This is a genomic window from Flintibacter hominis, from assembly GCF_014287965.1.
In the GTDB taxonomy this organism is placed as follows: Bacteria; Bacillota; Clostridia; order Oscillospirales; family Oscillospiraceae; genus Lawsonibacter; species Lawsonibacter aceti.
Map to the genome: position 1 here is coordinate 41557 of NZ_JACOPO010000011.1, position 15754 is coordinate 57310.

At 56.6% G+C, this 15754-nt stretch carries 9 protein-coding genes; 6 read left to right on the plus strand and 3 right to left on the minus strand.

Features of this window, described 5'->3' with window-relative positions; translation table 11 throughout:
• The first annotated feature begins 71 nt into the window (after positions 1 to 71).
• Entirely contained in the window at positions 72 to 881 is an 810-nt protein-coding gene (locus tag H8S11_RS12675) for a P-loop NTPase (protein WP_186853380.1), read from the plus strand.
• Between the two features lie 350 nt (positions 882 to 1231).
• Positions 1232 to 4204 carry an S-layer homology domain-containing protein gene (locus H8S11_RS12680; RefSeq protein WP_186853381.1) on the plus strand — a complete coding sequence of 991 codons (2973 nt, stop codon included), beginning with the start codon at positions 1232 to 1234 and terminating at the stop codon, positions 4202 to 4204.
• Between the two features lie 78 nt (positions 4205 to 4282).
• Here H8S11_RS12680 and H8S11_RS12685 read toward each other — a convergent pair whose 3' ends face one another.
• Positions 4283 to 4714, minus strand: a complete 432-nt coding sequence (locus H8S11_RS12685; RefSeq protein ID WP_186853382.1) for a hypothetical protein — start codon at positions 4712 to 4714, stop codon at positions 4283 to 4285.
• Positions 4715 to 4899: 185 nt separating this feature from the next.
• A complete protein-coding gene (gene gap, locus H8S11_RS12690) occupies positions 4900 to 5910 on the minus strand; it encodes a type I glyceraldehyde-3-phosphate dehydrogenase (protein WP_147573480.1) in 1011 nt (336 codons plus the stop codon).
• Between the two features lie 368 nt (positions 5911 to 6278).
• On the opposite strand from gap, the gene H8S11_RS12695 reads away from it, so the two are divergent.
• The 3 genes from H8S11_RS12695 to H8S11_RS12705 all read left to right on the plus strand — a co-directional run bounded on the left by H8S11_RS12695 (position 6279) and on the right by H8S11_RS12705 (position 10501).
• Positions 6279 to 7328, plus strand: a complete 1050-nt coding sequence (locus H8S11_RS12695; RefSeq protein WP_186853383.1) for a sensor histidine kinase — start codon at positions 6279 to 6281, stop codon at positions 7326 to 7328.
• A 136-nt stretch (positions 7329 to 7464) separates the two neighbouring features.
• A complete protein-coding gene (locus tag H8S11_RS12700; protein WP_186853384.1) occupies positions 7465 to 8952 on the plus strand; it encodes a DUF1846 domain-containing protein in 1488 nt (495 codons plus the stop codon).
• Between the two features lie 19 nt (positions 8953 to 8971).
• Positions 8972 to 10501 carry a DUF6056 family protein gene (locus H8S11_RS12705; protein WP_186853385.1) on the plus strand — a complete coding sequence of 510 codons (1530 nt, stop codon included), beginning with the start codon at positions 8972 to 8974 and terminating at the stop codon, positions 10499 to 10501.
• A 41-nt stretch (positions 10502 to 10542) separates the two neighbouring features.
• On the opposite strand, the gene H8S11_RS12710 is transcribed toward H8S11_RS12705, so the two are convergent.
• A complete protein-coding gene (locus H8S11_RS12710) occupies positions 10543 to 12807 on the minus strand; it encodes a glycogen/starch/alpha-glucan phosphorylase (RefSeq protein ID WP_186853386.1) in 2265 nt (754 codons plus the stop codon).
• A 727-nt stretch (positions 12808 to 13534) separates the two neighbouring features.
• Between H8S11_RS12710 and H8S11_RS12715 the strand changes: the two genes are divergently transcribed.
• Positions 13535 to 15754, plus strand: a 2220-nt coding sequence (locus H8S11_RS12715) for an InlB B-repeat-containing protein (protein WP_436233180.1), incomplete at its 3' end; no start/stop codon positions are given.

Sequence of the window (15754 nt, forward strand, 5' to 3'; positions counted from 1 at the left end):
GAAAAGGGGTACACTTTGAGAGAACGACTATACTCGGGCCCGGCCCGTATGATTGTAAGGAGATGTTCCAAGTGTCTGAATGTACTCATGACTGCTCCAGCTGCAACGCCGATTGCTCCTCCCGGGATATGCGTGTCCCTGCCAACGCCATGTCCAGTGTAAAGCGGGTTATCGCCGTTGTCAGCGGGAAAGGCGGCGTCGGCAAGAGCACCGTCACCGCCAGTCTGGCCGTCGCTATGGCCAGAAAGGGCCGTAAGGTAGCCATCTTAGATGCCGATATCACCGGCCCCTCTATCCCAACCGCTTTTGGCATCCATGAGAAGGCCACAGGAAGCGACGCCGGCATCGACCCCGCCGTCACGGCCGGCGGCATCAAGCTCATGTCCCTGAACCTGCTCACCGCAAATGAAACGGACCCCGTGGTATGGCGTGGACCCGTCATTGCCGGCGTAGTCACACAGTTCTGGCAAGAAGTGGTCTGGGGCGATGTGGACTATATGTTCGTGGATATGCCCCCCGGCACTGGCGACGTGCCTCTAACTGTTTTCCAGTCCCTTCCCGTGGACGGTATTATTGTCGTCACTTCTCCTCAGGATCTGGTATCCATGATCGTGACAAAGGCTGTAAATATGGCTAAGATGATGGATATTCCCGTCCTTGGGCTGGTAGAGAATTACAGCTATTTTCAGTGTCCTGATTGCGGCAAGAAGCACGCGATTTTCGGGGACAGCCATTTGGAAAAAGTGGCGATGGAACTGGAGATTCCTGTGCTGGCCCAGTTGCCTATTGATCCCAGCCTTGCCGCCGCCTTTGACACCGGAAAGATTGAACAGGTCGAACGGAATTATTTGGAAGACGTTGCGGCCCGCCTGGATGGCTAAGGTCAAGTAAAATGTCATACAGAATCCCTTTGTCCGCCGGTCCTATGGACCGGCGTTTTTTTCTGGTAGGCGCGCTATGTCTACCAAATGTCTACCAAAAAAAGCGGGAAAGCGCTGGGAAACGTGGCTTTCCCGCTTTTCCATTTTCTGGGTGTCTACCAGATGTCTACCAAGGGCACTTTTTCTTTGGAAAAGCGCCCTTTTTTATTTGCTCTTAGCGGGTTTTCCTCACCTTTTTTGCTGTGCAAGGGGCGTTATACAGGGCTAATGCCCTAAAAAGTCCTCAAAGCCTCGAAAAAATGGGGATTTTGTCAGAAAAGTCCCCGAAAAAATTTAAGGAGGAATCCCGAATGAGAAACCTGAAACGGGCTCTTAGCCTGGCTCTGGCTTCCGTCATGGTCATGGGCCTGATGGTAGTCGGCACCGGCGCGAGCTACGCCGATGTGTCTTCCGAGCAGAATCAGGAAGCCATCGAAGTTCTCCAGGAAGTCGGCATCATGACCGGCGACGAGAACGGCAACTTCAACCCCAACGCTAAGGTCACCCGCAACGAGATGGCCGTGGTCATGTCCAACCTGCTGGACTACCGCGTAGCCAACTACAAGGGCACCAGCCCCTTCACTGATGTGCCCTCCTGGGCTGAACCCTATGTGGCCGCCTGCTACACCAACGGCATCATCGCCGGCTACGACGCCAAGACCTTCGGCGGCAGCGACTCCGTCACTACCTCCCAGGCCGCTCTGATGCTGATGAAGGCCCTGGGCTACTTCCAGTATCAGTCCGACTTCGAGGACGACTGGCAGTTCGCCACCATCAAGCAGGCTGGCAAGATCGAGCTGTTTGAAGATGTGGACTCCGGCGTTACCGAGGCCATGACCCGCAACGACCTGGCTCAACTGGTTCTGAACGCTCTGGAGTCCGGCATGGTCGAGGCTGACGACGACACCATCAAGGTCAACGCCGACGGTGTGATCGTAGAGGCCGGCAAGGTCACCTACAATTATGTCACCAGCGACAAGGCTTATGCCCGCGCCATCAGCGATCTGCAGCCCACCTCCTCCACCAGCTCTACTAAGGGCTCCATCGTGGAACTGGGCGAGAAGCTGTACAACGGCGACCTGAAAAAGGACGAGGGCAGCGACGATTTCAACCGTCCCGCCAACGTCTGGACCTATAAGTCCAGCGAGATCGGCAAGTATGCCGACTCCGCCGAGCAGACCTGGACTGTCAAGGTCACCGAGAAGGCTCTGTACCAGGCTGTCGGCTCCGCCGCTTTTGATAACTACGACTGGGCCATCTACCAGAACGGCGGCCTGGTTGCCGAGGACACCAACGCCGCCCCTCACGCTGCCCGCGACCTGGCTATCGCTCACAGCAAGACCAGCAGCGAGCGCGTGCTGACCGCTGACAAGGGCGTCCTGACTGAGGTCTTCGTGGACTCCGACAAGGAGACCGTCGTTCTGACCCTGATCGACACCGGCGTAGCCAAGGTCACCAAGGTCACCGGCGACGAGGGCGACTACGAGGTCACCGTGTCTTTTAAGACCAAGGTAAACAACGGCGCTGGTTCTGCTTACACCCCCGACAACAAGTTCACCACCGATCAGAAGTTTGAGAAGGACGACATCGTCATCTACACCGCTTCTGTTTCCTCCGGCGAGATCGAGTCCCTGGCTGTAGCCGAAACTGTAGCCGGCAAGGTCACTGCTGTGAAGAACGCCGACTACGCCACTCTGGACGGCACCAAGTACAGCTACAACTACGCTTACACCAAGGCTGTCGCCGCCAACGGTATCGGCACCGGCCTGTACAACCTGGAGGACAGCGTCGCCGACGCCAACCCCGTCATCGACAAGGAAGCCACCCTGTATCTGGATGCTTACGGCTACGCCGTGGCCTTCGAGGGTGATACCGCTACTGCCGAGGATTACCTGTTCGTGAAGGAAGTGGGCACTGTCTTCAACAGCGAGCCCTCTGCCAAGGTCGTCTTCTATGATGGCACTGAGGACACCATCACCGTGGACCAGATCATCGACGGCGGCAAGTCCTATGACGCCGTTAAGAATGGTGGCGACAATAGCACCACCAAGACCGTTGCTGAGAAGACCATCTACAAGTTCACCAAGGGCTCCAGCAGCTATGACCTGGAGGTCGTCGCCGAGAAGGCCGGCACCAGCGCCACTGTGAAGAAGGATGTTCCCTCCATCTCCGCCACCGGCACTGCGAATGGGCAGGCTACCAACAACAATACCGTGTTCGTAGACGTGGAGAATAACAACTCCTGGGTCGGCTACAAGAACGTATCCAGCAAGACCGGCGCTGATGTAAAGCTGGTTCTGAACAGCGACAACGTGGCTGAGGTCGTCTTCATCTATGGTAACTTCACCAGCGATGCCGACGCCGAGGACTACATCATCCTAAAGGGCACCGGCTATCAGGCTGAGAAGGACAAGAACAACAAGACCGTCTATCGCTTCATCGACGCCTATGACGCCAACGGCGAGAAGGTCGAAGACCTCTATACCGCCAGCGAGACTCTGGCTAAGAATGCCAAGAAGGCTATGTACCTGATCGACAAGCGCGATGGCGATGACTATGTCCAGACCTGGACCGCCAAGTTCGATCTGAAGAGCAACGCCGGTAAGGCCGCTGCCAACTGGGCTACCGCCGCCAAGGACGGCGTGCTGACCCTGAACACTGGCATCACCTTCGGCGGCAACGCCAAAAAGACCTTTGCCTATGACGACAACACCGTCTTCGTGGTGGTGGAGCTGAAGGCCAATGGCGATGTGGACCTGCTGCGCACCGGCGATATCTCTGATATCGAGGCCGATACCACTCGCGCCGCTGACACCACCGGCGTGTATGTCATGACCGTGGACAACGAGTATGACCAGGCTCCTCTGGCCGAGACTGTCCTGGTTGTCGTACCCGACGACAAGGGCATCACTGAGGGCGGCAAGGACCCCGTGGTGACCACCGATGGTTCTGTGACCGTCGGGCTGACGAACTCCGGCAGTCTGGCTATGACCATCACCGCTCCTACCATTGATGGCAAGGACATCTCTGGTTGGGAAGCCAAGAATGTCACTGTGAAGACCACTCTGACTGTTGACGGGAAAGACTTCGCTAAGACTGTCAGCAGCGCTAAGGATGAGAAGGTTTCTCTTGGTGCTACTCTGAGTTCCCTCGACGACAGCGCACTGCCCAATGTGGCTATCTCCGGCAGCCATACTTATCAGGCTACTGTCGTTGTCACCTTCCAGGGCATGGACAACAACACCTATACTCTGACCGGTTCCAGCGCCATGATCTTCTCCTAAGCTTTTATTGGTCAGCAATCTAAGACAACCATAACGTGTCGCCCCTGGGCCAGTTGGCCTGGGGGCGATTCTTTCATATCAGGCTAGTGCAAGGTAATGGTATACCGTCCCATTTCGGTTGGTGGCAATATTGGCAGCCTTGCTCTGGTCCGAGAAAATTTTGACGGCAAACCCGGTGTCCGTGATTTCCGCGCAAATGATGTTGCAGCGGTCATTTTTTAACCGCAGAGGGTATCCGTCTAAGATCAAGCCGCCCTGACAGGTAAAATAGTTTGGTGGACAGTAGTAAAAGCAGGTCGTTCCATCTTCTGGAAATAAAAGCACCGCCTTGGGACGGAACCCCAGATAGATTGTCCGGTCTGCCGTCCCGTCGCCGGTATAGGTCCCGGTGACGATTCTTGGAATTACTTTGTCTAACTTTGCGTTGTCAGCATTGAAGTCCTCCCGGAGGACGGGGTCTTCCGCCGCCCATTGATTGAGCTGGAAATGTTCCGTGTAACTGCTTGCCATAGTCCATCGTCCTTTCTGTGTTTGAAATCTTTGATTGGGGCGTGAGGCCTTTCCCTCTGTCTAACACAAAAAACCGCCCCGGAGTGGGACGGTTTCATACATTTTTTGGAAATTATAATACTTCTATATTCAAAAAAAGAAAAAGGGCGCCGCGGCTGCGGCGCCCTGATCGAATCAGAAAAATCTTACTTGTGATCCACAGAGTACATGTGCTTGATGAGCTCCAGGACCTTGTTGGAGTAGCCGATCTCGTTGTCGTACCAGGACACGACCTTCACAAAGGTGTCGGTCAGGGCGATGCCGGCGTCGGCATCGAAGATGGAGGTACGGGGATCGCCCAGGAAGTCGCTGGACACCACAGCCTCGTCGGTGTAGCCCAGGATCCCCTTCAGTTCACCCTCGGAGGCGGCCTTCATAGCGGCACAGATCTCCTCATACTTTGCGGGCTTGGCCAGGTTAACGGTCAGGTCCACCACGGACACGTCCAGGGTGGGAACACGCATGGACATACCAGTCAGCTTGCCGTTCAGCTCGGGGATGACCTTACCCACGGCCTTGGCGGCGCCGGTGGAGGAGGGGATAATGTTGCCGGAGGCGGCGCGGCCACCGCGCCAGTCTTTCAGAGAGGGGCCGTCCACGGTCTTCTGGGTGGCGGTGGTGGAGTGGACAGTGGTCATCAGACCGTCGGTGATGCCCCAGTTATCGTTCAGAACCTTGGCGATGGGGGCCAGACAGTTGGTGGTGCAGGAGGCGTTAGACACGAACTTCATGTCGGGGGTGTACTTATCCAGGTTGACGCCGCAGACAAACATGGGAGTGTCGTCCTTGGAGGGGGCGGACATAACGACCTTCTTGGCGCCGGCATCCAGGTGGCCCTGGGCCTTCTCTTTGGTCAGGAACAGGCCGGTGGACTCCACCACATACTCGGCGCCCAGTTTAGCCCAGGGCAGGTCAGCGGGGTTGCGCTCGGCGGAGACAGGGATCTCCTTGCCATTGACGATGATGGCGCTCTCAGTGTAGCCGATCTCGGCCTGGCAGTGGCCATGCATCGTATCATACTTCAGCATATAAGCCAGGTAGTCGGCGGGACACAGGTCGTTGATGCCAACGATCTCGATCTCGGGGTGGTTCAGGCTGGCGCGGAACACCATACGGCCGATGCGGCCAAACCCATTGATGCCAACTTTGATGCTCATGTTGAAAACTCCTTTTTTTCAAAGAATCAATATCTATTGCTTCCACTGGTATTATACCCCGTTTCAATGCCTTTTGATAGTGACTTTTTTCATATATTTCGGGAGGATTTTCTAATACTTTTCCGATAAAATTGGCAATTCGACAAGTTAAGCGAGGACTAGGTAGGATTTTCGGAGGTTCTTTGGCGTTAAGGCGGGGCTTATCCGCCGCTTTCCCCAAAGAGGCTGTTTTTCGACTTTTCTCTTGTTGCCAGTGGAAATTTTTGATATACTGGAAATGCGTCATGATAGCGGCGCAGGCAGCACATCCTAACCGTGCGGCTATCTTCGGTACGCGCCTTAAGAAACCCTGACCGAAAGGATGCGACATGATCGAATTAAACCTGTCTATTTTAGAAAATCTGCCAGAGGCGGCGGTCTATGTCGTGCTGGGACGGATCACGGCCATCAATCCCATGGCGGCCCACTATCTGCCCCAGTTGGAGATCGACGGACCGGTGCCCGGTTATCTGGACCTGCCCCGGTATGGCCCTAAGGGGGTTGGCACGTTTACCGCCGGACGGACCACCTATGCCTTCAGCCGTACAGACACAGGAGAGGGACAGCTATTTTTGTTCCACCCCGCCCCACAGACGTCGCTGACAGACCTGCAGCTGGAGGGGACTATCCGGCAGATGCGGCAGCTGATGGCGGAATTTCTGACCCAGATCGGACCCATGACAGAGGGGGGAGAGGGGAAGCTCTCTACCGCGGCCCGGGAGAATTTCAGCAAGAGCTACCACCGGATGTTCCGACTGCTGAACAACCTAGATTTTGTCACTTCGGCTGCCGGGCCGGACGGCATCCCCTTCCGACCGTCCGTATTAGACCTGGCTGGGCTGTGCCGCCAGATCGCCCGGGACGCGGGCCAACTGCTTCAGCAGGACACCCACCTGGAGTACCGCTCTGACCTGCCCTCTCTGCTCATCCAGGGAGATATCCCCCTCCTTCAGCGTATGCTGCTGGGGCTGATCTCCAACTCGGTACAGACGATGAGGGGTGGTGTGGTGCTCCTCTCTCTGCGCCGTCAGGGTGACCGCGCTGTACTCTCCCTCACAGACAGCGGGGAGCGGCCCTCTGACCGGCAGTTGGCGGCCCTGTTGCAGCAGGACACTGATCAAGCTATCCCCAAGCCCGGCCAGGGGGCCGGACTGGGCCTGTCGGTAGTCCGGCACATCGCAGCCCTCCACAGGGGGACCATGCTGGTGGAGTGGGGTGAGAAGGCCCCGGTCATTCTCATCTCTCTGCCTGCTGGTGCCCAGGAGCGGCTTGCGGTGCGCACACCGGAGGTACAGCAGGATGGCGGCCTATCCCCACTGCTGGTAGAGTTGTCCGACGTGCTGCCCCCTCAGCTCTTTGGTCAGGAAGGGCTGGACTAAAATTCTTTTGCGGACGGCCCGGAATAAGAGTTCCGGGCCCCTTTTATGCCCGATAATTCTCGAAACCCCTTGACGGTCCCCGCCGCCCAGGGGTAAAATATCTTGTTTGTATTAGGAAAGAACGGGGGAGTCTTTTGTGAGCAAGACAGGCTTTGACAACCAGCGGTATCTGCAGCTCCAGTCCCAGCATATCCAGGACCGGATCGATCAATTCGGGGGCAAGCTGTATCTGGAATTCGGGGGCAAGCTCTTCGACGACTACCATGCGTCCCGCGTCCTGCCCGGCTTCGCGCCGGACAGCAAGGTCCGGATGCTGGAGAAGCTGAAGGACAAGGCGGAGATTCTCATTGCCATCAAGGCCGGCGATATCGAAAAGAACAAGGTCCGTGGGGACCTGGGTATCACCTATGACAGCGAGGTACTGCGCCTCATCGATATTTTCCGGGGCAGGGGCCTGTTCGTGGGCAGCGTGGTGGTGACCCAGTATACCGGCCAGCCTGCCGCCGACGCCTTCCAGTCCCGGCTGGAGCAGTTAGGCGTCAAAGTGTACCGCCACTACCCCATCGCCGGCTATCCCCATAATATCACAAAGATCGTCAGCGACGAGGGCTTTGGAAAAAATGACTATGTGGAGACCAGCCATCCCCTGGTGGTGGTCACCGCCCCCGGCCCGGGGAGCGGGAAGATGGCCACATGCCTCTCCCAGCTCTACCATGAGCACAAGCGGGGCATTGTGGCCGGCTATGCCAAATTTGAGACCTTCCCCGTCTGGAACCTTCCGCTGAAGCATCCGGTAAACCTGGCCTACGAGGCGGCGACCGCGGACCTGGACGACGTGAATATGATCGATCCCTTCCATCTTCAGGCCTATGGGCAGACCACCGTCAACTACAACCGGGACGTGGAGGTATTCCCCGTTCTGGCGGCCATGTTTGAAAAGATTACCGGAAGCTGCCCCTATAAGTCCCCCACTGATATGGGGGTGAATATGGCAGGCAACTGCATCACTGACGATCCGGTGTGCCGGGAGGCCGCCTGTCAGGAGATCGTCCGCCGCTACTATGAGGCCCTGTGCGATCAGCGCCAGGGCCGTGGCTCGGAGGACACGGTATACAAGCTGGAGCTTCTGATGCAGCAGGCCGGCGTCACCCCCGATATCCGCCCTGTGGTGGCAGCGGCCGCCCACATGGCCGAGGAGACCGGCGAGCCCGCCATGGCCATCCAGCTGGCAGACGGCACTATGGTCACCGGAAAGACCTCAGAGCTGATGGGCTGCTCCGCCGCCGCCCTGCTTAACGCCTTGAAATATCTATCCGGCGCGGGAGGCCACGGAATCCATCTCATTGCCCAGTCCGCCATCGAGCCCATCCAGACCGTGAAGGTCAAGCATCTGGGTTCAGCCAACCCCCGTCTCCACAGTGACGAGGTGCTTATCGCCCTGGCCTCCTCGGCCAACGCCGATCCCAAGGCCGCCAGGGCCCTGGATCATCTGGAAGAATTAGGGGGATGTCAGGCCCACTGCACCGTCATCCTCTCCCCCGCCGACGCGGTGACCTATAAAAAGTTGGGCCTTCAGCTCACCTGTGAGCCCCAGTACCAGACCAACAAACTCTATCACCGGTAACATGAAGGGTGGCGTTGGCTTGTCCAAACGAAGTTCAGCAGAGACAGCGCTCCTTCTGGGGGCGCTGGTATTCTATCTGTATATTGCCTGGTCGGTGCCATACAGTACCACGGACGATCTGCAGTGGGGCATGGACCAGGGGCTGCGCTGGTGGCTCCAGGGATCGCTGAACAGCCGGTATGTGGGTAATTTCTTTGCCGTTGCCATGTGCCATTCTCCGCTGGTCAAAACTCTGATCATGGGGCTGACCATGTTCGCTATCCCTCTCCTAATGGCCCGACTGGCGGCTCGTGGGGAGGAGCGGTCCCTCCTGCCCATTTATCTGGCCTCCAGCGCGGGGCTGCTGCTCATGCCGCCCGTCATGTGGCAGGAGACCTACGCATGGGTGTCCGGATTTGGCAACTATGTAGTGCCCACCCTCTTATTTCTGGTATGGCTGCTTCTGGTACGCCGCATCGTGGATAGGGGCGGACATCGTCTGCTCTGGGCTGTTCTTTTCCTTGCCCTTGAGGTGGTTATGGGGCTGTTCGTGGAAAATTTGACCTTGCTGTTTTTGGGGGCCGCTCTGCTGACCGCCCTCTGCTCCTTGGGAAACAAATCCGCGCGTTTGCCCCTGTGGGCGGGATTCTTAGGCTCCGCCCTGGCAGCGGCCATCATCTTTGGCGGCGGTTCTTTTTCCCAGCTACTTTTGGAAGGCTCCGCCCTCAACGGTCTGCGTGACCTGACCTTCGACTGGTCTGGGGGCCTCCCAGCGGCTTTGACTGGTATCCTGGAACAGTATTTCGTCCGCCTGCTGCCTATCAGTTTCCTGCGGGGGCCCCATATCGCCCTGCCCTCGGCGGTCATCCTTGCCCTCGGCTTCTGGAACAGCCGGCTCCGTCCCCTGGCGCTTCTGGGGCTTCTGCCGCTGGGTTACCACGGGCTGCTCCTCCAGACTGAGGAATACGACACTCCCGTTCGAGTCGCCGTCAGCGCCCTGATCTGGGCCCTGGTCCTTTTGGCCCCGTTGGTTCAGCGGACAGAACCTAGTGTAAAGCTCGGCCGGTTCCTCCTCTGCTTGGCCGCCCCACTGTCCTTACTCCCCCTGGCCGCTACCACTACCCTGGGCCAGCGGCTGTATTTTTTCCCCATGGCCATGCTGATTCTGACCGCCGCCGATATGGCCGCCCCGCTGCTCGCCCGTTGGCCCGTCCAGCTCCTGACCAGTGGGGCGCTGGCGGCTCTGATGATCTGCTGGGGGTGGATGCACTGGACAGTGCTGGGCTGTACAACATTGCGGGAGGAACTCACCTCCCAGGCGGTGGAACAGGGAAACGACACCCTGATCCTGCCTACCGACCGGTACGAGAGGGTGGTCTGGCACACCCGAAACCCCTGGAATGTGGAGTACGCCGACTACTACCGCCAGTTTTATCACATCCCCGACCAGGTAACGCTGGTCATCCTGCCCGCCGGCTCCTATGAGTGCTGGCCGGATGTTGACCCGGAACAGTGGGAACGGAGGCTGGAATTTTTCCCCTCCAAGGACTACACCCCCTCCTTGCCCTAAGAGGAAGACCGCTCCCCCAGCAATGCCGGGGGAGCGGTCTTTCATTTCAGGCGCCAGATGTCCTGATCATATTCCTGGATGGTCCGGTCAGCGGAGAAGTAGCCCGACCTGGCGATGTTGACCAGCATCTTTTTGGCCCAGCCCTGCCGGTCGCCGTAGTCACCCACGCACTGGTCCCTGGCGGCGATGTAGTCCTCTGTGTCCAGCAGCGCCATGAACCAGTCCTTGCACTTCATATCATTCCACAGGGCCGACAGGCAGGCAGGGTCCCCGATGGATAGCAGCTCCGGGGACACCAGGAAGTCCACCAGCTCCTCGATGCTCGGACGGTGGTAGAGGTCCAGCGGCCGATAGCTTCCTTCATCGTACATTTGGATGACCTGGCCGCTCTGTACGCCGAAGGTGTAGATATTCTCTGGCCCCACCAGCTGGGCGATCTCTACATTAGCTCCATCCATCGTTCCTAGTGTGACCGCCCCGTTAGCCATAAACTTCATGTTCCCGGTGCCGCTGGCTTCCTTGGAGGCCAGGGAGATCTGCTCCGAGATATCACAGGCGGGGATCAGCCGCTCCGCCCAGGTCACATTGTAGTTCTCCACCATGGCCACCCGGAGCCATGGGCGGACCTGGGGGTCCCGCTCGATGAGCTGCTGGAGGCAGAGGATCAGATGGATGATGTGCTTTGCCATGGTATAGGCCGGGGCGGCCTTGGCCCCAAAGAGGACGCTCACCGGCCGCTGGGGCAGCCGGCCCGCCTTGATATCCAGATACTTCCGAATGATATACAGGGCGTTCATCTGCTGCCGCTTGTACTCATGGAGCCGCTTGATCTGGATGTCAAAGATAGACTGTGGGTCCAGGGCGATGGACTGCTCGGCCCACAACAGGCGGCAGAGCTGATTCTTGTTGTCCTGCTTGATAGCCAGCAGCCGCTCCAGCACCGCCGGATCGTCCCCGAAGTTCAACAGGTCCTCTAGCTGCCGGGGGTCCTTCCGCCAGCCGCCGCCGATGCACTGGTCGATAAGGCCCGCCAGGCTGGGATTACAGGCCTCCAGCCACCGGCGGAAGGTAATGCCGTTGGTCTTGTTGTTGAACTTCTGGGGGTAGAGGTCGTAAAAGGGCTTCAGCTCAGACTCTTTGAGGATCTGGGTGTGGAGAGCGGCCACCCCGTTGACGGAAAAGCCGTAGTGGATGTCCATGTGTGCCATGTGGACCAGCCCTTGGCTGTCCAGAATGGCCACACGGGGATCTGGATGGTCCTCCCGGACCCGGCGGTCCAGCTCTTGGATAATAGGGACCAGTTGAGGCGCCACATCCTGGAGAAAGGAAAGGGGCCACTTTTCCAGTGCCTCCGCCAAAATTGTGTGGTTGGTATAGGCACAGGTGCGGGACACCTGATCAATGGCCTCATCCATAGACAGTCCCCGGTCCGTAAGCAGGCGGATCAGCTCCGGGATGACCATAGAGGGGTGGGTGTCGTTGATTTGGATGACCACATGATCAGAGAGCTGACGGGGAGAAAAGCCCCGTTCCTCCAGTTCCGTCAGTATGAGCTGGGCGCCGGCGGATACCATGAAGTACTGCTGGTAGACCCGAAGCCGCCGGCCCGCCTCGTCGCTGTCATCGGGATAGAGGAAGGAGGTCAGGCGGTGGGCAATGTCCTCCTTGTCGAAGCTGATGCCTACCCAGGGCTGAGGAGCGGGCCGCTCCACGTCGAAGAGGTGGAGGCGGTTGGCGCACCCGCTGCCCGCGCCAGGAACGACGATATCATAGAGGACCGCAGTCAAATCAAAACCACCGAATGGGACAGAGAAGGTCCGGCCGGTGGCGATGAGCCAGCTGTCCGGCTGAATCCAGGGGTCCGGCTCCTCCGCCTGCTTGTTATGGACGAACTTCTGCCGGAACAGGCCATAGTGGTAGTTGAGTCCAACCCCGTCCCCAGGCAGCCCCAAGGCGGCGATAGAGTCCAGAAAGCAGGCAGCCAACCGGCCCAGGCCGCCGTTGCCCAGAGAGGGCTCCGGCTCCATAGACTCAATGATCCCCAGGTCACGGCCCAGGTCGGACAGTATCTTCTTCACCGGGTCATAGAGGCCCAGCGCCAGCAGATTGTTGGACAACAGCTTGCCCATCAAAAACTCGGCGGAAAAATAGTACAGCTTCCGGCCGCTGTCCGGAGCGGGGAGGCTTTGAGCCATCTGTTGGGTAAGGAGTAGCAGCCCCTCATAGAGCTGGCCGTCGTCACACTGGTCCGGGGCGCGGCCAAACCGCTCTTGTGTCAGCTGCCAAAACCTCTCTTTCAATTCCATGATAGGATCTCCTCTCTGGCCCCAAGGGGGGCCGGAAATGGGAACAAGTTCCAATTCGGCCAACAGTATATCAGTAAGAACCATGGCACGTCAAATCTTTTGAAAAGATTTTTCCCAAATTTTACATAGATATTAGAACTTTCTACCTATTTTTGAAAATCAACACCTTGCAGATGGAATTTTTTATGAGAAATCCATGGCGCTGGTCTTGTGGATATTTTAAGGAGTAGAACGCAAAAAATAAAAAAGTGTACTTTTCCAAATTTGAGGAAGCACACCTTCTCAATAGAAAATATAGCATTCACGCAAGGAAAAAGCAACTATTTAGCTACAAATTTTATCATAATCTTCGATTCCAAAAAGTACACATTTTTAAATCGGATTGGGGAGGAATTTGAATACGATGAAAAAAAGAATATTGGCAAAGATAATGGCTTTAATGATGATAATATTTATTTTTCCTACATATATCTTTGCAGTTGAACTGTCTCCTGACAGTAATGGAGAGTATATCATTGCGTCAGCTGAGGACCTCGTCGCGTTCCGCGAGATGGTCAATGGAGGTAATACCTTTGAGGGGAAGACAATCCTTCTGAGCAATAATATTGATCTATCTGCCGAAAGTAACTGGACGCCAATCGGCACAGGAACTCGCGACGGGGCTGGTTATAAAAATGCCAACCCTTTTAGAGGTACTTTCTACGGGGATGGCCATACGATCTCCGGCTTGACAATCAACGCTACAAATGAGGCGGACTACGCCATTGGACTGTTCGGCATTGTAGCTGGTGGACAGATCAAGGATTTGACGTTGACCAACGTAACTATTAATGTGCCTACCAGCGAGATGGCGGGCGGCATAGTTGGTATGCTCTGCGAAGGCGGTACTGTAGGCAACTGTACCATAGGAACTGCGGACAGCGATAGCTCTCAAGTTGCGGCAGCCCGCGGAAATGGTGGCATCGTCGGTCGTATGACCAAGTCCGGGACGATTTCTAACTGTACGAACTACGCCTCAATCTCCGGCACCGGCGCCAATATAGGCGGCATTGTCGGTGCTGCCTACTATACTGCTGAAGACGGTGAAATGAGTATCATCGGTTGCCACAACTATGGTACTGTGACCGGCACCGCGGGTGCCGTAGGCGGCATTGCGGGCTTGTCTTCTGCTAAGGTGAGCAACTGTACCAACGCTGCACCTATCCAGGGGAATGGGGCTGATGTTGCAGGTATCGTTGCGGAACAGCAGAATTATGGCAGTGTGATTGGCTGTATGAATACCGCTGACATCACCAACAACAATGCAGATGCCTATGGTACAGGCGGTATCGTGGGCTGGGTGCGTTATAACGGCGCAGCTGCCAGCTATCCTAAAAAAGCAGTCATTGAGATTATGAATAACATAAACAGTGGCAGCATCGACGGCGGAAACGATGGTGGTGGCATCGTAGGTACAGTCTATAATTCCGCTGTGGTGTCTGGAAATGAAAACTGGGCGGAGTCTATCTCCTCCAGCACATTTGCGGGCGGCATCATTGGAAACCTGCAGTTTACAGAGATCCCGGTGGGCGACAATATCCCTGAACGGCAAGTACATGCTGTAAATAACATTTCCACTACAACACTGGACCAGATAGAGGCCCCCAGCAAATCGCTTTACGCCTATGACAATCTCTCTGGAAGTGATGAGAATGTGGTCGTATCCAACAATGGAACTTCCTGGCTCGCGGAGAGCGACGATGTAAAATATGCTAGTCTGCAGCTGGCACTTAACTCCGCTCAGAACGGAGACACGGTCCAGATCCTGCCTGGCACCCATTCGGAAGCTATCACTATGCCCTTAACAAACATTACAGTGCAGGGCCCGGAGGACCATACAGCCATTTTGACCGGCGGTATTTCCTTCGCCGGAGGGTCGGCCAGTGGACTGAATATGACCATCGAGGACCTGGTATTCGACGGCAAAGGAATCAGCCTGACGGCCTGGACCCAAACCACCGATCTGGACCAGGTAGGGGCTTTGGTTTTCCGTGACAATGAGTTCCGGAATATAACCGGCGACAATATCTATGCCATCCATATCAATAATGGCGACTCTCCTATCAGCGGGCTGACCATCACCCAAAATCAATTCAGCGGTGCCCAGGATAGCACTAAAAACGGCGGCGTGTATGCCACAGTCTGCGGCACAGCTACAATTACGAATAACATTTTTGCGAATATGGGATTCAATGGAATCACCCTATCAGGTTCTAACGGAATCAAAACTGTTGTTATCTCTGACAACAAATTTGACCAGTGGGCCACTCATGGCACTGGCGAGAGGGACGGCCGCGCGATGAGACTGTCCAATCTGTCCGACGCCACTACCTTGGATATTACCAAAAACAGTTTTATCTGCGATACCATGCAGGAGGAGATCATCAAGGTCACCGAGCTGGGCGCGGAGCAGGACATCGACCTGAGCTATTGCTATTGGAATGGCTTAAATCCTGATGAGATCATTGGCGAAGGCCAGGGAAAGATCCTGCTAGTACGAGATGACACGACAGAAGAAGGGACAAATGAAAACACACAACTAGGTCCTTACTACACCGCGCCTACTATGCGCCCTGAAGATCTGAACACTTATGTCCCCTCCTCCAGTGGTGGAGGCGGCGGCTCCAGCAGCTACTCCGTCAGCGTGGACAAGAACATTGAAAACGGCAGCGTGACCGTGTCCCCCAAGAGCGCCTCCAGCGGCCGGACGGTGACCATCACTGTCAAGGCCGACGAGGGCTATGAGCTGGACGAGCTGACCGTTACCGACAAGAACGGGGACGAGATCGAGCTGACCGACAAGGGCGACGGCAAGTATACCTTCAAGATGCCCCGGTCCAAGGTGACCATTGAGGCCTCCTTCGTGGAGATCGACCACCAGGATACCTGCCCCGCCGCCGGCTTCCGG